Origin of the sequence: Flavobacterium sp. J372 (genome assembly GCF_024699965.1) — a bacterium.
Classification (GTDB): domain Bacteria; phylum Bacteroidota; class Bacteroidia; order Flavobacteriales; family Flavobacteriaceae; genus Flavobacterium.
This window is the reverse complement of record NZ_JAJOMZ010000004.1, coordinates 2632942-2652903: the sequence shown is the minus strand read 5'-3', so window position 1 is coordinate 2652903 and position 19962 is coordinate 2632942. Positions and strand designations below refer to the sequence as shown.

20 protein-coding genes and 2 pseudogenes are annotated in these 19962 nt (G+C 43.2%); 14 read left to right on the top strand and 8 right to left on the bottom strand.

Annotation, left to right across the window (positions count from 1 at the left end; translation table 11 throughout):
- Positions 1-43: 43 nt before the first annotated feature.
- The 5 genes from secA to LRS05_RS13180 all read right to left on the bottom strand — a co-directional run bounded on the left by secA (position 44) and on the right by LRS05_RS13180 (position 6307).
- Complete coding sequence (secA, locus tag LRS05_RS13200) at positions 44-3400, bottom strand: preprotein translocase subunit SecA (protein ID WP_257868747.1); 3357 nt, start codon at positions 3398-3400, stop codon at positions 44-46.
- 95 nt (positions 3401-3495) lie between these two features.
- Complete coding sequence (locus LRS05_RS13195) at positions 3496-3717, bottom strand: DUF2795 domain-containing protein (protein WP_002986941.1); 222 nt, start codon at positions 3715-3717, stop codon at positions 3496-3498.
- A 188-nt stretch (positions 3718-3905) separates the two neighbouring features.
- Positions 3906-4478, bottom strand: coding sequence for a cob(I)yrinic acid a,c-diamide adenosyltransferase (locus tag LRS05_RS13190; RefSeq protein ID WP_257868746.1), 573 nt, complete (start codon positions 4476-4478; stop codon positions 3906-3908).
- Positions 4479-4554: 76 nt separating this feature from the next.
- Positions 4555-5244 (bottom strand): ABC transporter ATP-binding protein, encoded by a 690-nt coding sequence (locus LRS05_RS13185; RefSeq protein ID WP_257868745.1) that lies wholly within the window; start codon positions 5242-5244, stop codon positions 4555-4557.
- Between the two features lie 124 nt (positions 5245-5368).
- Positions 5369-6307 carry a DUF4476 domain-containing protein gene (locus LRS05_RS13180; RefSeq protein ID WP_257868744.1) on the bottom strand — a complete coding sequence of 313 codons (939 nt, stop codon included), beginning with the start codon at positions 6305-6307 and terminating at the stop codon, positions 5369-5371.
- Positions 6308-6587: 280 nt separating this feature from the next.
- Here LRS05_RS13180 and LRS05_RS13175 point away from each other — a divergent pair, with 280 nt between their 5' ends.
- Together LRS05_RS13175 and LRS05_RS13170 are read left to right on the top strand one after the other, a co-directional pair.
- Positions 6588-7274, top strand: coding sequence for a hypothetical protein (locus LRS05_RS13175; RefSeq protein WP_257868743.1), 687 nt, complete (start codon positions 6588-6590; stop codon positions 7272-7274).
- 134 nt (positions 7275-7408) lie between these two features.
- Positions 7409-7662: pseudogene (locus LRS05_RS13170) on the top strand (Rho termination factor).
- Positions 7663-7866: 204 nt separating this feature from the next.
- On the opposite strand, the gene LRS05_RS13165 reads toward LRS05_RS13170, so the two are convergent.
- The 3 genes from LRS05_RS13165 to LRS05_RS13155 all read right to left on the bottom strand — a co-directional run bounded on the left by LRS05_RS13165 (position 7867) and on the right by LRS05_RS13155 (position 11118).
- The gene (locus LRS05_RS13165; protein WP_257868742.1) at positions 7867-8406 is read right to left on the bottom strand and encodes a hypothetical protein; all 540 of its coding nucleotides are present in this window, start codon (positions 8404-8406) and stop codon (positions 7867-7869) included.
- 169 nt (positions 8407-8575) lie between these two features.
- Complete coding sequence (locus tag LRS05_RS13160) at positions 8576-8893, bottom strand: GIY-YIG nuclease family protein (protein ID WP_257868741.1); 318 nt, start codon at positions 8891-8893, stop codon at positions 8576-8578.
- A gap of 359 nt (positions 8894-9252) precedes the next feature.
- Positions 9253-11118: an ABC-F family ATP-binding cassette domain-containing protein gene (locus LRS05_RS13155; RefSeq protein ID WP_257868740.1), complete on the bottom strand. Its 1866-nt coding sequence runs from the start codon at positions 11116-11118 to the stop codon at positions 9253-9255.
- Between the two features lie 235 nt (positions 11119-11353).
- On the opposite strand from LRS05_RS13155, the gene LRS05_RS13150 reads away from it, so the two are divergent.
- The 12 genes and pseudogenes from LRS05_RS13150 to ftsY all read left to right on the top strand — a co-directional run bounded on the left by LRS05_RS13150 (position 11354) and on the right by ftsY (position 19953).
- On the top strand, positions 11354-11767 hold the full coding sequence (locus LRS05_RS13150; RefSeq protein ID WP_257868739.1) for an Hsp20/alpha crystallin family protein: 414 nt from the start codon (positions 11354-11356) through the stop codon (positions 11765-11767).
- Between the two features lie 101 nt (positions 11768-11868).
- Positions 11869-13002 carry a glycosyltransferase family 2 protein gene (locus LRS05_RS13145; RefSeq protein WP_257868738.1) on the top strand — a complete coding sequence of 378 codons (1134 nt, stop codon included), beginning with the start codon at positions 11869-11871 and terminating at the stop codon, positions 13000-13002.
- Positions 13003-13082: 80 nt separating this feature from the next.
- A pseudogene (locus LRS05_RS13140) lies at positions 13083-14412 on the top strand (dihydrolipoamide acetyltransferase family protein).
- 91 nt (positions 14413-14503) lie between these two features.
- Positions 14504-15142: a M15 family metallopeptidase gene (locus LRS05_RS13135; protein ID WP_257868737.1), complete on the top strand. Its 639-nt coding sequence runs from the start codon at positions 14504-14506 to the stop codon at positions 15140-15142.
- Positions 15143-15226: 84 nt separating this feature from the next.
- A complete protein-coding gene (locus LRS05_RS13130) occupies positions 15227-16003 on the top strand; it encodes a 3'-5' exonuclease (protein ID WP_257868736.1) in 777 nt (258 codons plus the stop codon).
- 7 nt (positions 16004-16010) lie between these two features.
- Complete coding sequence (locus LRS05_RS13125; RefSeq protein WP_257868735.1) at positions 16011-16622, top strand: fumarylacetoacetate hydrolase family protein; 612 nt, start codon at positions 16011-16013, stop codon at positions 16620-16622.
- 35 nt (positions 16623-16657) lie between these two features.
- On the top strand, positions 16658-16966 hold the full coding sequence (locus LRS05_RS13120) for an Hpt domain-containing protein (protein WP_308224931.1): 309 nt from the start codon (positions 16658-16660) through the stop codon (positions 16964-16966).
- A complete protein-coding gene (locus LRS05_RS13115) occupies positions 16966-18216 on the top strand; it encodes a CinA family nicotinamide mononucleotide deamidase-related protein (RefSeq protein WP_257868733.1) in 1251 nt (416 codons plus the stop codon). The genes LRS05_RS13120 and LRS05_RS13115 overlap by 1 nt, the downstream gene beginning before the upstream one ends.
- Before the next feature lie 79 nt (positions 18217-18295).
- Positions 18296-18532 (top strand): 50S ribosomal protein L28, encoded by a 237-nt coding sequence (gene rpmB / locus LRS05_RS13110; protein ID WP_054409746.1) that lies wholly within the window; start codon positions 18296-18298, stop codon positions 18530-18532.
- Between the two features lie 31 nt (positions 18533-18563).
- Positions 18564-18746 (top strand): 50S ribosomal protein L33, encoded by a 183-nt coding sequence (rpmG, locus tag LRS05_RS13105; RefSeq protein WP_035132451.1) that lies wholly within the window; start codon positions 18564-18566, stop codon positions 18744-18746.
- A 9-nt stretch (positions 18747-18755) separates the two neighbouring features.
- On the top strand, positions 18756-18908 hold the full coding sequence (locus LRS05_RS13100; protein WP_257868732.1) for a DUF4295 domain-containing protein: 153 nt from the start codon (positions 18756-18758) through the stop codon (positions 18906-18908).
- 91 nt (positions 18909-18999) lie between these two features.
- Positions 19000-19953 (top strand): signal recognition particle-docking protein FtsY, encoded by a 954-nt coding sequence (gene ftsY / locus LRS05_RS13095; protein ID WP_257868731.1) that lies wholly within the window; start codon positions 19000-19002, stop codon positions 19951-19953.
- Positions 19954-19962 lie beyond the last annotated feature (9 nt).

The window sequence follows — 19962 nt, the reverse complement described above, 5'->3', positions numbered from 1 at the left end:
AGCCTCCGTTGATGCGGAGGCTTTCAGTAATATTGAGTAATGATTAAACTATTACCCATTCACCTGTACCCAGCAGGGCTTCGGCTTTTTTAAATTTCATTGTTTCGGTTTTGCCGCTCATTACGTGCTTTATGGTCACTGTATCATTACGGTTAATTTTCGGCGCATCCCTTACGATGGTCTCAACTGTCTGCGGGCGCGATTGCGACTGTTGAGCCACCTCACGTGCTACTGCAGCCATTTCATCAGTATTCAGTACTTCAGCTTTGCTTTCCTGGTATTGCTCTTTAGGCGCCTGCTGCTCACGTGCTTCCTGAATATTATTTGGGTTTTGCGTTGGCAGGTTGGCCTTGAACAAGAATGATATCACCTCGCGGTTAATGCCGTTAAGCGTTTTTGTGAACAGCTTGAATGCTTCTTCTTTATAGATAAGTAGCGGGTCTTTCTGCTCATGCACTGCAAGCTGTACCGACTGCTTCAGTTCATCCATCTTGCGAAGGTGCTTTTTCCAGGCTTCATCAACAATGGCAAGCGTGATGTTCTTCTCAAAATCATTGATCAGCGAAGTACCTTCAGTCTGGTATGCCTTTTCAAGGTCGGTTACCACATTCATAGTCTTGACACCGTCAGTAAACGGAACCACGATGCGCTCATACTGGCCGTTGTTGTTCTCGTACACATTCTTTATCACCTGGAAGGCTTCCGCGGCGTTGTGTGCGTTCTTGCTGTTGTAGGTTTCAAGCGCTACTTTGTACACTTTGCCTGTAAGTTCCCTGTCGCTAAGTTTTGCAAACTCGCTTTCGCTTACCGGAGAGCTTATTGAGAAAATGCGTATCAGTTCAAATTCAAAGCTCTTGAAGTCATTGCTGGCCTTGTAGCTTTCAACCGTGGTCTCGGCAATCTCATACATCATGTCGGCAATATCCACCTTCAGCCTGTCTCCGAAAAGTGCATGCTTACGTTTCTTGTATACATTTTCACGCTGCTTGTTCATAACATCATCATACTCAAGCAAACGCTTACGCTGGCCGAAGTTATTCTCTTCCACCTTCTTCTGCGCACGCTCGATAGATTTTGTCATCATAGAGTGCTGGATAACCTCACCCTCTTTAAGGCCCATGCGGTCCATCACTTTTGCAACCCTTTCAGAGCCAAAAAGGCGCATCAGGTTGTCTTCAAGCGATACGTAGAACTGTGAGCTTCCCGGGTCACCCTGGCGCCCTGCACGGCCTCGCAGCTGGCGGTCAACACGGCGTGAATCGTGTCGCTCTGTACCAATAATAGCAAGTCCGCCCGCAGCCTTCACTTCAGGTGTAAGCTTAATGTCGGTACCACGGCCCGCCATGTTGGTAGCAATGGTTACAACCCCCGGCTTACCGGCTTCGGCCACAATGTCGGCTTCTTTTTTGTGAAGCTTCGCGTTCAATACGTTGTGCTCAACACCGCGCATTTTAAGCATACGGCTCAATAGCTCTGATATCTCTACCGAAGTAGTACCTATAAGCACCGGACGGCCTGACTTAGAAAGTTCGGTAACGTCTTCAATCACGGCGTTGAATTTCTCGCGTGTGCTTCGGTAAATAAGGTCTTCTTTGTCTTTACGTGCCATACCCCGGTTGGTAGGTATCTCAACAACGTCAAGCTTGTATATTTCCCAGAATTCGCCTGCTTCTGTAACCGCAGTACCCGTCATACCGGCAAGCTTGCTGTACATACGGAAGTAATTCTGAAGCGTGATGGTTGCAAACGTTTGGGTGGCAGCCTCAATCTTCACATTTTCTTTCGCTTCAATAGCCTGGTGAAGCCCGTCGCTGTAACGGCGCCCATCCATAATACGGCCTGTCTGCTCATCAACAATCATAATTTTGTTGTCCATGATCACATATTCCACATCCTTTTCAAAAAGCGTATACGCTTTCAATAGCTGTGTAAGTGTATGGATACGCTCGCTCTTCACAGAGAAATCCTGGTACAGTTTGGTACGCGCTTCCATTTCAGCCTCTTTGTCAAGCTTTTGCTTTTCAATAGCAGCAATTTCAGTACCGATATCCGGCAGTACGAAGAAATCTTCGTCAGTATCCTGAGACAGATATTTAATACCGTTATCAGTAAGTTCCACCTGGTTATTTTTTTCTTCAATTACAAAATACAGGGCCTCGTCAATTTTGTGCATTTCACGGTTATTGTCGGCCATGTACTGGTTTTCCGTTTTCTGGAGCAGCTGCTTTACGCCTTCCTCACTAAGGAATTTGATAAGCGCCTTGTTCTTCGGAAGCCCGCGGTGTGCACGTAGCAACAGTACACCGCCTTCTTTTGTATTCCCTTCGCGGATAAGCTTTTTCGCCTCGGCAAGCACACCATTGATGAGTGTACGCTGCAGGTTCACCAGGTGGTCTACCTTTGGCTTCAGTTCGTTGAACTCGTGGCGGTCGCCCTGCGGCACCGGGCCCGATATGATAAGCGGGGTACGGGCATCGTCAATAAGCACCGAGTCAACCTCATCCACAATCGCATAGTTATGCTTGCGCTGTACAAGGTCTTCCGGGCTGTGAGCCATGTTATCACGAAGGTAGTCAAAGCCAAATTCATTGTTTGTACCATACGTAATGTCGGCAGCATACGCTTTGCGGCGGCCTTCACTGTTCGGCTGGTGGTTATCAATACAATCTACCGTAAGCCCGTGGAACTCAAACAGCGGTGCTTTCCAGCTGCTGTCGCGTCGTGCAAGGTAGTCGTTCACCGTTACAAGGTGTACACCATTGCCGGTAAGGGCGTTAAGGTAGAGCGGGAGGGTAGCCACAAGGGTTTTACCTTCACCCGTCTGCATTTCAGATATTTTACCCTGGTGCAGTACGATACCGCCTATAAGCTGCACATCGTAATGAATCATGTCCCAGGTAATCTCTTTACCCGCAGCATTCCATGAGTTGGCCCAGATGGCATTGTCACCATCAATAGTAACATATGGCTTGGTGGCAGAGAATTCCCTGTCTTTAGCCGAGGCTGTCACTACAACCTGTGTATTCTCCTTAAAGCGGCGCGCAGTTTCTTTCACTACGGCAAATGCTTCCGGAAGGATGTCAAGCAATACTTTCTCTGAAATATCATAAGCTTCTTTCTCGAGGGCATCGATACTTGCGTAGATGTCTTCGCGTGCATCAATGTCTTCAATTTTCTCAACCTCAAGCTTGTATGATGCTATCTTAGCGTCTTTATCTGCGCGTGCCTGCTGTATCTTTTCTTTAAACTCAATGGTTTTTGCCCTCAGCTGGTCATTGCTCAGCTGCGACAAAGGCCCTTCAAACGACTTTATCTTCGTTATCAGCGGCTGGATTGCCTTTATGTCTTTCTGGGATTTATCACCCACAAAAACCTTAAGGATACTGTTTATTAAACTCATTATTATATAATTACTTATGTTTCTTTTAAGGGTACAAATTTAACCAAAAAAAAAGCCTCGTGAAAGAGACTTTTCAATTGAAATTTTATTTTTTCCTAGTATTCATCCTCGTTCCAAAGATAATCTTCGTCGGTAGGATAATCAGGCCATATTTCTTCCATTGATTCGTAGATTTCGCCTTCATCTTCAATTGACTGAAGGTTCTCTACCACCTCAAGCGGGGCACCCGTACGGATGGCATAGTCTATAAGCTCATCTTTTGTTGCCGGCCACGGGGCATCACTTAAATAGGATGCTAATTCTAATGTCCAATACATCTTGTAACGATTTAAGATTTATGCAAAAATAAATTTTCTACTGAAATTGTCAAGTAAAATTACTTTTATTTTATTCTCGAAATTTAAGAACGTTTGTTTTTAGTTTCTAGTCGCAGTCACAGTTTTCAGTTTCCTGCCTGAATTAAGGCATCTCAAACTGCGACTGCGACTGGAAACTGCCAACTTTCTCACAACTTCTCCGGTATCCACTTCACTTCGTCGGCCTTCAGGTCATGTGACAACTTCCGTGCCAGTACAAAAAGGTAGTCAGAAAGTCGGTTGAGGTATGCCAAAACAAGCGGATCTACCGGCTCAATCTCATCTAAATGTACCGAAAGCCGCTCTGCACGACGGCAAACGCACCGCGCAATATGACAGTATGACACCGTTGTGTGCCCGCCGGGAAGTATAAAATGCGTCATCGGCGGAAGCGCTGCTTCCATGCCGTCAATCTCATTTTCAAGAAGTTCGATATCTGCTTCAGATATTTTTGGTATGTTGAGGCGTTGTTTGCCGTTCTTCAGGATTTCTTTTTCGGGCGGTGTTGCCAATATGGCACCCAAAGTAAAAAGCCTGTCCTGCACGCGCTCTAAAGTTCTTTTATAAAAAGGATTTATATCTTGGTCGCGTATCAGCCCTATGTGCGAGTTAAGCTCGTCAACCGTGCCGTAGCTCTCAATCCTGATATGGTGTTTCGGCACCCGGTCACCGCCGAATAGGGCAGTAGTGCCTTTATCTCCTGTTTTAGTGTATACTTTCATTTTGAAGCTTCTGAGCTTCTGAGCTTCTGAGCTCCTGAGTTTGCTAAGCGGCCCAGTAACTAAGCGGCTCAGTAGCCTATTTATTCTTATTGTCTGACTCTATCACCCCATCCCTTAGCCTGATTACCCGATGCGCGTAAGCTGCAATATCCTCTTCGTGGGTTACAAGTATTACGGTGTTGCCATTGGCGTGTATCTCGTTAAACAGGTTCATTATCTCTACCGATGTTTTACTGTCGAGGTTACCTGTGGGTTCATCAGCAAGGATTATTGACGGCCGGTTTACCAGCGCCCTTGCTACGGCTACCCTTTGCCGTTGCCCGCCGGATAGCTGGTTGGGTTTGTGGTCCATCCTGTCCTGAAGGCCTACCTGGGTAAGCACTTCAGTGGCGCGGGCATTGCGCTCAGGCTTTTTATAGCCGGCATATACCATTGGCAACGCTACATTGTCTAGCGCGGTGGTGCGGGGCAGGAGGTTGAATGTCTGGAACACGAAGCCTATTTCTTTGTTGCGTATTTCGGCCAGCTCATCATCGTGCATTTTGCTAACGTCTTTGCCGTTAAGAACGTAACTTCCGCCGGTAGGGGTGTCAAGGCAGCCCAGCAGGTTCATCAGCGTACTCTTGCCCGAGCCTGAAGGCCCCATGAGCGCTACGTATTCGCCTTTGTTTATTTTCAGGTCTATGCCTTTAAGCACATGTATAATTTCATTCCCCAAAGGGAAATCACGTGTTATACCTTTTATGTCTATTATCGGTTGCGACATACTTTATATTTTGAGGCTTAAAAGTAAGGATTTATTTTATATTGATTACTGTTTGTTTAATGCCGTAATAACGAAAAAAAGAGCCCCGAGGGACTCTTTTACATTATTATTGTTGTGATTAGGTTTATCTCCTGTTTTGCTGCATGTACCTGTTCAGTTCTTCTTTGCTGCTGTCAAATTTAAAGGCGGTTACAACCTTATAATAGTTATTCTGGTCCACACAGTAGCCGTAAGCGGTTTTAGCCAGGTTTAGTTTGGTATCTTCAAATGAGAACAAGTCAAGCAGGCCTATGATCTGTGATGTATTTAGGCAGTTGGCCGAAATAATCTGCATTGCTGTTGAGGCCCTTGTATCATCAAAGCTTATTGATTTTATAGTCGCTTTGGCATCATCATAATCACGTGCGCTCATGGCATACCTGCATCCGCGCGGCGCGTTATCGTTAGGCCTCACATTATCATTGTAACGTGTGCCGGAAGAGGTTGTAGTAGTTGTGGTAGAAGTTGTCATCACGGTTTCTCCGGGAACATTGATGCTCACACCCATATTTACACCGCCTACATTCATGCCTACGCCTACGCTGTTACCCATACCCATAGACTGCTGTACTGTTGTAGTCTCAGTAACCACCACACCATCAGCTCGCATAATCATGTCATTCGGCGTGCCGTAACGATACACGGCAACATTCCTCGGGCGTGGCATATTGCCTTCAACAGGAACCGAAGAGTAATATTTAAGCGATCTCTTGCCGTTACTGTTTTTAATGCGGTAGGTTACATCCTGCATTATGCCATCCATATCAGCAATATCAAGTGTGTTCTTGCTCAGGGTAGGTATGCTGCTGTCCGCAAATACCACCTTACAGCTGTAATACGGGTTAGGCAGCTCTTCAATACGCACGTTGGTTTGCGGCTCGGTATTATAGCGCTCCCCATTCAGTTCAAGGTAAAACTTCTGCCCATCTTCAGAAAAGATAGTAAGGTTACCTACAGGATTCAGCTGTGCATTGCCAATTGTGGCAAATAATACAGCAACAATAGAAAGTACAAGTTTTTTCATATGTGTTAATTTGGTTAAAAATGATGTTTGTTATAACTAAAGTTTAAAGTTTTTCGTGATAGTTTAACAAATTCAAATTTTGTGCCGCAATTTTATAACAATTATTTCATTCAGCAAACTGAACAATTGATAAAATCTAAATGTTAAAATTTTATTAATGAATTTTACGTGAATAAATCAAAATACTAAATTATTCTTAAGATTATAGATAAAATTTTGAGATATAAATATTGTAGTATTAATTTTACACCAACAAAAAGTAACAACAAAAAAACCAATCATGAAAAAAGTACAAATTGTTTTAGGAGCTGCGGTAATCGCATTCGGATTTACATCTTGCAAAAGCGAAACTGAAAAAACAGCAGAGAAAAATGTAGACCGCTATGTAACGTATGTGGACTCAATCAACAACCTTGATGCCGCTGAAAGGTCTGCCAACTGGGCTGCCATTGAAGAAGGCTACCAGATGAGGCTGGCTGAAGCTGAAGCAGCAATTGCCGAGCTAAAAGATGATGCCGACAGGCAGAAAAAAATTGAAGAGACCCGCTCTAAGTATGACGGTGTGAAAACTGCTGCTGAAGCTGATGCAAAAGCAAAAGCTGATGCTGAAGCTGCTGCTGCGCCTGCAACAGGCGGCAATACACTTGCTGATTCTTACTTTGGTGCAGGTAATGTAGTTGGTAACGACATGAAGTTCATGTGGGTTAACAAAGACAACATCCTTAGCGTTTACCAGAAGTTTGTTGACACTTTCAAGGCTAACAAAGATTCTTACTCGCGCCAGGATTTCGACAAAATCAAGGCTTGGTATGAAGCGCTTGACACTCGTAAAAACACTGTAGAGAAAGAAGGCCTTTCGCCTGAAGACAACAGGAAAATCGCAGCGCTTAAAGTTGAGTTTGCCCCAATGTTTAAATGGGAGCGTATGACTGCTAAAAGCAACGAGAACGCTGCTGCAAAAGAATAAGGTTTTTTATAAGTTTGCTCAAATGGAAGGCTGCCGGTTTATGGCAGCCTTCCTTGTTTTTTAACCGATGGTTAACGTGTTGGCTTTAAATGGTTTGGTAACTTTAATATTATTAATCCTTAAAACGTAACATTATGCCAGGAGGAAAAAGCCCGGGCCCGCAGGTTAAAGATAAAGACCAGTATGAAGCCCTTAGAGACAAAGGTTACAGCAAAGAGAAATCTGCACGCATAGCCAACAGTAAAGGCGCTGAAAAACGCGGTGGCAAAGCCGGTAAATATGAAGACCGCACAAAAGCCGACTTATATGCAGAAGCTAAAAAGTGGGTATTGAAGGCCGCTCTAAAATGACGAAGGCTGAACTTGCCAAAGCATTACGCAACAATTAATTCCGGTGTATAAAAACCTACAAGGTTTCAAAAACCTTTCAGGTAAACGAAACATGTGATGGACACTTGATATTTCCTGCAAGGTCTTCAAGGCCTTGCAGGTATAAATTTTTGCTACGGCTTAAATCAGTCCCCACAGGTTGCGGATGCCAAGAATCGCGTCCATTAAAAAATTAGTGTTGGCCCGGATAGTGAAATGCTGCTTTACAGATTCTCGCCTGAAGAAAACAAGGCCCAAGTGGTACGTGTCGATCGTGACAGTAACACGCGGGTCTTTTTTATGGCTTCCCAGGCCCATTCCATTTGTTGTGAAGTGTGAATGTTGTCAATAACACACATGGTGTTGTTATTGCTGTTTTTAATGATCTCTTCAAAAGCTTTCAAGGCGCCGGTTTTTGTTGTATCGCTCACAATCCCGATCTCGATGCCTCCCTGAATAGGGGCGAGGGTAGAGAAAAACCACAATTGAAGCCTGCTGTTTTCGCCAAGCTGGCGGAGAGTATCCGTTACTGCAGTTGCATTTTCTCCTAATGCTAAAAGCTTTGTTGCCTTAAAATGACGGATTAGCCTGTAGAGAATGTCTGTTTTTTGGTAGCTCCATCCCTGTGGTAGGGCCTTATATTCGCCTTTACTTAGCCGGAAATGCTTTGCATACAACGCATTTTGAACAATATTGAACACAAACGGCGAGTGCACCCCGTGGGCGTTGGATGATTTTAGGAGAAATTCTGTTTTTGATAGCATTCTTTGTTTCAGGTTTTAGTTGAAGGGGCTGAGTGAAGCTGTCACGCTGAGCTTGTCGAAGCGCCGTATTGTTCACATATATATTATTTACAGGTTCGCTATTTAGTAATGCGCTTCAACAGGACTAGTGTGACTGTTCAGGATTGCGCTTCGACAGGCTCAGCATGACTTACTCATTATCTTCTTTAGGTTTTCCAAATTGTGTGTAATTCTTTGAAAAGGCTACCAGCTTATCCCAGTCTTCTTTAATCAAAGCCTCTTTTTTACGCCTGCTCCAGCCTTTCAGTTTCTTTTCAAAATCAATCGCAATATTTGGGTCAGTAAAAGTTTCGACCCAAACTAATTCAACAGGTCGTCGCGCGTAAGTATAGGCTGATAATGATAAGCCCGTATTGTGTTGTAGCACCCTTTGTTCAATATCCTTCGTAAATCCCGTGTAGTAGCTGCCGTCGGAACATTTTAGAATGTAAACGTAGAATAGTTTCATGCTCAAATATAGTAAAATGTTGCGCTTCGACGGGCTCAGCGAAGCTTACTCTTGTGTATCAATTATCAGACTGAGTTTGTCGAAATTAATACCAAAATGCGCTTCGACAAGCTCAGCATGACTGTACGGGATTGCGCTTCGACAAGCTCAGCGTGACTGTACGGGATTGCGCTTCGACAGGCTCAGCGTGACAGTGCAGGTTCGTCACATCGAGCGCAGTCGAGATGCATTTCTTATTTCGAGGTTCTCGACTGCGCTCGAACTGACAGCTTCACTCATATTACTGACAGCTTCACTTATACTCTGCATTAAGTCGATAGCCAAAACTGAAAACTGTCTGAGACTGCGACTGCAAACTGTTACTCTTCCATCTTCGCGCTCAGCTCAAACCAGCGCTCTGTTTTTTCATCTATTTTATTTAAAACCACTTGCAGCTCATTCGCTTTTTTGGCAATGTCGGCATCGGCAATGCCACCTTCGCTAAAAAGTTTCTCAATGGCAACTTTTTCAGCTTCCAGGTCTTTTATCTCTTTTTCAATCTTTTGAAATTCCTTCTGCTCGTTAAACGTCAGGCCTGCTTTTACATTATCTTTCTTCCATGCTTTTTTGTCGGCAGCGGGTACTTTATCCTCTTTTACAGGTTCGGCACTGTCTTCGTAAATTCGGAAGTCGCTGTAGTTGCCGGGGAAATCTTCAATAACGCCTTCACCACGGAAAACGAAAAGGTGGTCAACAATCTTATCCATAAAATACCTGTCGTGGCTTACTACTACAAGGCATCCCGGATAGTCAAGCAGGAATGCCTCGAGCACGTTGAGGGTTACAATGTCGAGGTCATTTGTCGGCTCATCAAGTATAAGGAAGTTGGGGTTCTGGATCAAAACCGTACAGAGATACAAACGTTTTAACTCACCGCCGCTCAGTTTCTCTACATAATCATACTGCTTTTTCCTGTCAAAAAGAAATCGTTCCAGCAATTGCGCTGCTGATATCATCCTGCCTTTTGCGAGCGGAATATACTCGCCATACTCCTTAATAACATCTATCACCTTCTGGCCCTCTTTCGGGTTGATGCCACTTTGGGTGTAGTAGCCCAGCTTTATGGTATCGCCAATTACTACTTTTCCGCCGTCGGGTGCCATAGTCTGCGTGAGGATGTTCAGGAATGTAGATTTTCCCGTACCGTTCTTCCCGATGATGCCTATGCGCTCCCCGCGCTTAAAGTTGTAACTGAAATTCTTGAGGATGGCCTTATCCTTAAATTCTTTTGACAGGTTGTGCAGCTCCACCACCTTGCTGCCCATACGCTCCATGTTTATCTCAAGTTCTACAGCGTGGTCTTTGCGGCGGCTGCGGGCTTTTTCTTCAATTACGTAAAAATCATCCTGCCGTGATTTTGACTTTGTTGTGCGCGCTTTTGGCTGGCGGCGCATCCATGCCAATTCTTTCACGTAGAGGTTTTGGGCTTTGTCTATGCTTGCGTTTTCGGCGGCAATACGCTCCTCCTTTTTGGTGAGGTAGTAGCTATAGTTTCCTTTGTACTGGTACAGTTTTCCGTTCTCAAGCTCAATGATTTCGTTACACACGCGCTCAAGGAAAAAACGGTCGTGTGTTACCATGAACAACGTAATGTTCTCCTTCGCAAAATAGTTCTCCAGCCACTCAATCATTTCAAGGTCAAGGTGGTTGGTGGGTTCGTCAAGTATCAGCAGGTCAGGCTTATTGATAAGGATAATGGCCAGCGCCAGGCGTTTTTTTTGCCCGCCGCTCAGCGAACCCACTTTCAGCTTCAGGTCTTCCAGCTTCAGCTTAAAGAGTATCTGCTTGTATTGCGTTTCAAAATCCCAGGCGTTGTTTGCATCCATTCGTTCAAAAGCCTTTTGGTAAGCCTCTTCATCTTCCGGATTTTCAAGCGCTTTCTCATATTGCTCAATAACTTTCAGCACATCATTATCGCTGGCAAAAATGCTTTCCTCAATGGTAAGTTCAGGGTTTAAGTTAGGTTCCTGAGACAAAAATGCCATTTTGATTTCCTTACGGATGGTGACCTGTCCTGCGTCAGGGGTGTCCTCTCCTGTTATGATTTTAAGGATGCTGGTTTTGCCGGTTCCGTTTTTGGCGACGAAGGCAATTTTTTGGTCTTTATTGATGCCGAACGAAAGGTTTTCAAAAAGAGTCCGTTCGCCGTATGATTTTGAAATGTTTTCTACTGAAAGATAATTCACGCGTAATTTTATTTAGTGCAAAATTACGAATTACGAATTAGGAATTGCGATATACATTTTTGCCTTACTATAAGTTGTTAATGAAATGTTAAGCGCAACACTTTATTTGCTTTCAAGTTCAAGATAAAATACAAGACAAAATGTCTGATTATAATGACATTTTGTCTTGATTGCGCAGTTGGTATAAAACTTGTCTTTTCCCAGTCAAATGTTGAACTTAAAAAATTAAAACGATATGAACTTAGTAAAACAAAACAGAAATGCATTCCCTGTGATGGATGAGCTTTTCAGGGACTTTTTAGGTGGTACACAATATGTTAGTAAAATGATTCCGCCTGTAAACGTTAATGAGACCGAAGCAGAGTATACTATTCAGCTTCAGGTTCCGGGGTTTAAAAAAGAAGATTTTAAGCTTGAAATTGAAAAAGATGTATTGACTATTTCGGCTAATGTTGCTGAACAAGAAGAGATTACGGGTAAATTTACCAGAAGGGAATTCAGGTCTGTATCCTTCAAAAGGTCATTCACGCTCCCTGAAACAGTAAATGAAGAAGGCATCCGCGCAGGTTATGAAGCCGGAATATTAAGCATTACACTTCCTAAAAAAGAAGAGCAGCAAAAAGAAAAACGTTTTATTGAAATAGCGTAACACTTTGGTTTACATATAGATTTGGTTTAATTAGTTAGAAAGAAGCGCTCATTTGGGCGCTTTTTTTATTCAGTAATCTTTGTAAGCTTTATCTTTGTTTTATGCATTTATCGGTAATCATCCTCAACTATAATGTAAGCTATTTCCTTGAGCTGTGCCTTAGCAGTGTTTTCAGGGCTGTTCAAGATATTGATGCTGAGGTTATTGTAGTTGATAATAATTCGGCTGATAATAGCTGCGAGATGGTACGTTCAAAGTTTCCGGAAGTGAAACTAATTGCCAATGCTGAAAATTCCGGCTTCCCAAAAGGAAATAATATAGGGTTTGCAGCCGCTTCCGGAAAATACATCTGTATCCTTAACCCCGACACAGTTGTTGCTGAAGATACTTTTTCAAAATTGATCGATTTCGTTCAAAAAAAAGATGATCTGGGGATTACGGGAGTAAAAATGGTTGACGGCGCAGGCCGTTTCCTTCCCGAAAGTAAACGTGGATTGCCTACTCCTGCAATTGCTGCCGGAAAGATGCTGGGTCTTTCAGCTACAAAGTATTATGCGGAGCATCTGCCTGAAAATGAAACTGGTAAGGTTGAAATACTTCCGGGCTCATTTATGTTTATGGAAAGGCAGGCCTATCTGGAAGCCGGCGGATTCGATGAACGTTATTTTATGTATGGTGAAGATATCGACTTGTCTTACAGTGTTTTGAAGCAAGGCTTTCAAAATTATTATTTCCCTGAAACATCCATAATACATTTTAAAGGTGAAAGCACCGTGAAAGACAAGGCTTACCTTGACCGTTTTAGCAATGCGATGCAGCTTTTTTACCAAAAGCATTTCAACGGGTCGGCTTTATTTGGCTGGTTCTTAAAGATTGGCGCTGTGCTGTTTACGAAGAAAAAGCTATCGGTTAAGCCGGTTCTGATAAATATCAGCAGCTACATATTATTCTCTGACAATGAAACTCTTAAGTCGAAACTTGAGATAAAACTTGAAAAAAAGGTTCAGCGTTTTCAGGCGTACAATGAAAATATACTACTTTCACAAACTATTTCGGAAAGTTTCCATACATGTGTAATTTTTGACGCTGAAAGCATGGCTTATGCCGAGATAATTGCGGTGATGCAAAGCCACAGCCGCAAAGGTTTTATCTTCAGGATCAGGCCGGAGGCAGCCAATTTTATTCTTGGCAGCGACAGCAGCGACAGCAGGGGTGAGGTGATTCACTTCGATTAAAAAGAGAAAAACAAGTGTTGCGATATATTTTTTAGTAATTTCGCAAACGCAAATAGTAATACCAGCTTTAAGTTATCAATATGGCAAAGTTTGAACTGAAGTTGCCCAAAATGGGCGAAAGCGTTGCAGAGGCAACTATTACCAACTGGCTAAAAAACGTGGGTGACCATATAAGTGCTGACGAGGCAGTGCTTGAGATCGCTACCGACAAGGTGGATTCTGAAGTGCCTTCAGAAGTTTCAGGAACGCTTACCGAGATATTGTTCCAGGTGAATGATGTGGTTCAGGTAGGCCAGACCATTGCTTATATTGAGACAGAAGGCGGAGTTGTTGTAGATGCCCCGAAAGAGGAGACAACCTCTGCAAACATACAAGCTATTGAGAAAACTGTCGAGGCCGCAAAGGAAACTGCAGCACCTGCAGCTGTTGATTTCTCAGATTCAGATAAATTCTATTCACCACTTGTAAAGAACATTGCCAAAGAAGAAGGCGTGTCACTGGCTGAACTTGAGTCGATTACGGGCACAGGCAAAGAAGGCAGGGTGACAAAGAATGATATATTGGAGTTTGTAAAGGTACGTGGCGAAAAGCCACAAGCTGCTCAGCCACAAGCCACAAGCCAGGATGCACCGGTTTCTAAGCCTGAAACTTTAAACCTGAAACCTGAAACTTCCAAGGCCGCTCCGGTTTCAGTAAACGGTGGTGACGAGATTGTTGAGATGGACCCGTATGCGCAAGCTTATTTCGCAGTACATGGTGCAGTCGGTACAAACGTCGGCACACGTACAGTCGTTTATTGAAGTTGACGTAACCAACATCGTGAAATGGAGGGATAAGGTTAAAAATGCCTTTGAAAAGCGTGAAGGTGAGAAACTTACATTTACCCCTATATTCATGGAAGCCGTTGCCAAAGCGTTGAAAGACTTCCCGATGATGAATATATCAGTTGATGGCGAGTATATTATCAAAAAGAAAAATATAAACCTTGGTATGGCTGCGGCACTGCCAAACGGTAACCTTATAGTTCCGGTAATCAAGAACGCTGACCAGCTGAACCTTGTAGGCATGGCTAAGGCCGTAAATGACCTGGGCAACCGCGCAAAAGCGGGCAAACTTAAACCGGACGATACTCAGGGCGGTACATACACAGTAACGAACGTGGGTACTTTTGGCAGTGTATTTGGTACGCCGATAATCAACCAGCCGCAGGTAGGTATCCTGGCTCTTGGCGCGATACGCAAAGTGCCGGCAGTTATTGAAACACCTGAAGGTGACTTCATCGGCATACGCCAGAAGATGTTCCTTTCGCATAGTTATGACCATAGGGTTGTAGATGGTGCGTTGGGTGGCTCATTCGTAAAGCGAGTTGCCGATTACCTTGAAGCATTTGATGTGAACCGGGATTTTTAACCTGTTTAAATATAATATTAATAAAAGCCTTCCCTTCAGCGGAAGGCTTTTTGTTTTTGTAAAATCCTATATTTGTGTAAAGCCATTACTTATGAAAATATTCCGGGGCGTTAGCTTTATAGCGCTAATATTGCTTCTTTGTTCTGCCCTTCCATATCGTAACAATTATAATATAATTCAGGACTCCACATGGGCTGAAGTTAACTTTGAGTCGTCGGGGATAATCAACAAAATGGCTTATGCTACTGCAGAGAATTTCATGAAGCAGCAGATATACCCTTGTGCACGGTGTTTTCTGCGCCCTGAAGTAGCGGCAGCGCTTGACAGGGCCAATGAGGCCGCAAAAGATAAAGGCCTGCGTTTGGTAATTTATGATTGTTACAGGCCTTACTCATACCAGAAAGTGATGTATGATATTGTAAATGACCCGCGTTATGTTGCACCGCCCGGCAAAGGTTCTTACCACAATCGCGGTGCTGCTGTCGACATCGCTCTTGCCAATGAAAACGGTGAACTTCTTGATATGGGTGGCGCCTTTGACGATTTCTCTGACATATCGCATTATGATAATGAGAAAGTTTCTGAAACGGGGCGAAAAAACCGCAAACTTCTCAGAAAGATTATGGTTAAGGCCGGTTTTACTCCGCTTTCGAGCGAGTGGTGGCATTTTGACTACCGCTCTAAACGTTTTCCTGTGTCTGGTTTTAAATGGGATTGCACCGAAAATTAACGTCTTTCAGTTCTTGAAAACTTCTATAGGTTCAATATAAATTGAACGGGGATTGCCGTATCTTTACAGCCCTATTTTATAATTATGGAACTAAAACTGCACAGGCCTATTTGCTTTTTCGATCTTGAAACCACAGGAACCGACATTTGCAAAGACCGCATTGTTGAAATATCTATACTCAAGGTTTACCCCAACGGCAATAAAGAAAGCCGTACATGGCTGGTAAACCCTGAAAGGCGCATACCGCCGCAAACTATTGCTTTCCACGGAATAACTGATGAGAAAGTTGCCAATGAGCCCACATTTAAAGAGCTGGCGCACACTATACATAACATGATTAAAGATAGTGACCTGGCCGGTTACAACAGCGACAGGTTTGATATACCGTTACTGGCTGAAGAGATGCTGAGGGCAGGTGTTGACTTTGATATGAAGAACCGCGTTTCGGTTGATGTGCAGACTATTTTCCACAAAAAGGAGGAGCGTACACTTAGCGCTGCCTATAAATTTTATTGTGGCCAGGTGCTTGAAAATGCCCATACCGCTGCAGCAGATACCAATGCTACCTATGAGATTTTAAAGGCACAGCTGGACCGCTATACTGACCTCGAAAATGACATGAAATCGCTTTCAGAATTTACAACCCGCAAGGTGGCAGTTGATTTTGCAGGGTTTATCGTGAAAGATGATAAAGGAAATGAAATTTTTACCTTCGGCAAGTTTAAAGGTGTGAAAGTAGAAGAGGTGCTTGAAAAAGAGCCGGGCTATTACGGTTGGTTCCAGAATGCCGACTTCCCGCTTTACACTAAGAAAGTGCTGACAGCCATTAAATTACGTAAGCTGAATACAAAACTGAATTAAGCACATTATGAAAATAATTTGCATTGGACGCAACTATGCAGACCATATAAAAGAACTCGAGAACGAGCGCCCTGATGAGCCGGTTATCTTTATGAAGCCTGATACTGCGGTGGTACAAAAGCAATTTCCATTTGTTATACCTGAATTCAGCAATGACGTTCATCATGAAGTGGAAGTACTGGTGAAGATAAATAAAGTCGGCAAGTATATCGACGCTAAATTCGCACACAAATACTATGATGAGATAGGGCTGGGTATAGATTTTACAGCACGCGACGTTCAGGCAAAGCTTAAGGATAAAGGCCTGCCGTGGGAAAAAGCGAAGGCTTTTGACGGTTCGGCTGTGGTAGGGGATTTTCTTCCGAAAACTGAGTTTGCTGATTTGCAAAATATTAACTTTGAGCTAACTAACAATGGTGAAGTAGTGCAGCAAGGCAACACATCGCTTATGTTGTGGAAGATTGATGAACTAGTGGCGTATGCCTCGCAATATTTTACATTGCGCACGGGCGACATCATCTTTACAGGTACTCCTAAAGGTGTGGCCGCAGTGAAAGAGGGCGATGTGCTGGAAGGAAGCATTGAAGGAAAAAAACTATTCAGGATACAGGTTAAATAATGGCACTTACCTATAACTTAAGCAAAGTCTATGCGATGTCAGACAATGACCCTGAATTTGCAGAGCAGATTGTTGCGCTTTTTCTTGAAGAAGTGCCTGTGGAAGTGAAGCGCCTGAAACGCGCCATGAAAGAGAAAGATCACAAAGAAGTATACCAGGCGGCACATAAAATGAAACCCACGTTTGACCTGCTGGGTATGGACCTTGCTTATGAAGATATACTTACCATAGAAGCGTGGACACGTGCGGTGGGCAAGAAAAAAGAAATTAAAGAAGTGGTAAAAACCCTGAAGCAGCGCGTGGAAGATACGCTGAAAGAGCTTAAGAAAGACTATAATATGTAATGAAAGCAGCAGTTGTAACTATTGGCGATGAAATATTAATAGGGCAGATTGTAGATACCAATTCGGCATATATAGCATCAGCATTAGATAAAATTGGAATCGGCGTACACGAGATGCTTTCAATAAGCGATGATAAGCAGCATATCCTTTCAACGTTTGCTTCATTGCAGAATAAGGTTGACGTTGTGATTGTAACAGGTGGCCTTGGCCCAACAAAAGATGATATCACTAAAAAGACCTTCTGCGAATATTTTGATGACAGCCTTGTTGTGAATGAGCATGTGCTGGAGCACGTTGTACACTTGATTGAAAAGGTTATGAAACGCCCTGCTTCCCAAATGAATAAGGACCAGGCGCTTGTACCTTCAAAATGTACAGTGCTGTTTAATAATGCCGGCACTGCACCGGGCATGTGGGTGGAGAAAGGTAATACAGTTTACATTTCACTTCCGGGAGTACCTTACGAAATGAAAGGCATCATGCAGGATGAAGTTATCCCGAGGCTTGCTGAGAAATTTAAGCGTCCGTTCATCCTTCACAAAACTATTTTAACCTATGGGCAGGGTGAAAGCCATATAGCTGAACTGATTGAAGACTGGGAAAATAACCTGCCAGGCTTTATTAAGCTTGCCTATCTTCCGGCTCCGGGAAGGGTAAGGCTGCGTATGAGTGCACGCGGCACTGATGAAGAAATATTGAAAAATGCGCTGCAGGAAGAGACTGTAAAGCTTGCAGAAATTATAGGTGATATTATTGTTGGTTATGACGAAGGCGAGATGCTGGAAGTAGTTGTGGGGCGTTTTTTAGCGGAAAAAGGGCTGACGGTTTCAGCTGCCGAAAGCTGTACGGGGGGTGGTGTTGCCAAAGCGATTACTTCAGTCCCTGGCGCATCAGCATATTTTAAAGGCGGGGTGGTTACTTATAAAGCAGAATCAAAAACAAACCTGTTGGGTGTCCCTCAGGATTTGATTGATAAACACACTGTGGTTAGTGCGGAAGTTGCTGAAAGTATGGCAGTGAATGCCAAGCGTATATTCGGCACAGACTATGCAATAGCAACAACCGGTAATGCAGGGCCTTCTAAAGATATTGGCAGCAATGCCGAAGCAGGTACGGTGTACATTGCTATAGCTACCCCTGCGGGAGTTAATATTGAGCATTTTGACTTTGGTCAGCCCCGCGAAAAAGTAATTGACAGGGCAATAAATAAAGCGCTGGAAATGATTTATAAAGAAATTTTAAAAAAGTGATTGATAGTATTTGTGTGATACGTTTTTTTTTACTTTCTTTGCACCCTGATTTTGAATAACGAAATAAAGCGATAAGATAATGTCAAGAGTTTGTGCCCTTACAGGTAAGAAAGCGATGGTTGGAAATAATGTTTCCCACGCTATGAACAAGACTAAAAGAAAATTTAGTGTAAACTTAGTGAAGAAGCGTTTTTACCTTCCTGAAGAAGACAGGTGGATTACGCTTAGGGTAGCAGCGTCTACCATCAAGACTATTAACAAAAATGGTATTGCTGCTGTTCTTAAAGAGGCAAAGGCAAACGGGTTTATAAAATAATCCTCTTACCGCATAAATAATATACAGAGAGATGGCAAAGAAAGGCAACAGAATCCAGGTAATTTTAGAATGTACTGAGCATAAAGCATCAGGTGTTCCGGGTACTTCAAGGTACATCACTACAAAAAATAAAAAGAATACTCCTGACAGGTTAGAGATAAAAAAATTCAACCCTGTTTTGAAGCGTGTAACTGTTCACAAAGAAATTAAATAATTATTAGTCATGGCAAAGAAAACCGTAGCATCGTTACAGACAGCTTCAAAGAGGTTAACAAAGGCTATCAAAATGGTTAAGTCGCCAAAAACAGGCGCTTACACTTTTGTTGAAAGCGTAATGACTCCTGAAGAAGTGGATAACTTTCTTAAGAAGAAATAATTTATCCGTACATTATATATAAAAGCTGCTTTCTTTCGGAAGCGGCTTTTTTATTTTATATTTACCGCGCAAAACAGACCGATACACCACCATGAATTTCTTTAAAAAAATATTCTCTTCTGAAAAGAAAGAAACGCTTGATAAAGGCCTTGAAAAATCTAAGACTTCGTTTTTCTCAAAACTATCCAAAGCTGTTGCAGGCAAATCAAAAGTAGATGATGAGGTGCTTGACAACCTTGAGGAAATACTTGTCTCAAGTGATGTTGGTGTAAACACTACCCTTAAAGTTATAGAGCGTATTGAAGAGCGTGTTTCGCGTGACAAATACCTCGGCACAGATGAGCTGAACCAGATTCTGCGTGATGAAATTGCAGGCCTTCTTTCTGAAACCAATACAGGTGAGGCAACCGACTTTGAAATTCCGGCAAACAAAAAGCCGTATGTAATAATGGTGGTTGGTGTTAATGGTGTGGGCAAGACTACTACTATAGGAAAGCTGGCTTATCAGTTTAAAAAGAAAGGCCTTAAAGTTGTCCTGGGCGCTGCAGATACGTTTCGGGCTGCTGCTATTGACCAGTTGCAGATCTGGGCTGATAGGGTAGATGTGCCGATAGTTCGCCAACAGATGGGTAGTGACCCTGCTTCAGTAGCTTTTGATACCTTGCAAAGCGCTGTAAGCCAAAATGCAGATGTTGTTATCATTGACACAGCAGGACGCCTTCACAATAAAGTGAACCTTATGAACGAGCTTACCAAAGTAAAGCGTGTGATGCAAAAGGTTATTGATGATGCTCCTCATGATGTATTGCTGGTGCTTGATGGTTCTACCGGGCAAAATGCTTTTGAGCAGGCTAAGCAGTTTACAGCCGCGACAGAAGTTTCTTGCCTGGCTGTTACCAAACTTGACGGTACAGCAAAAGGTGGCGTTGTGATTGGGATATCAGACCAGTTCCAGATTCCTGTGAAATACATCGGAGTAGGCGAAGGCATAGAAGACCTTCAGGTTTTCAACAAGTTTGAGTTTGTGGACTCGTTCTTTAAATAGTATATAAAG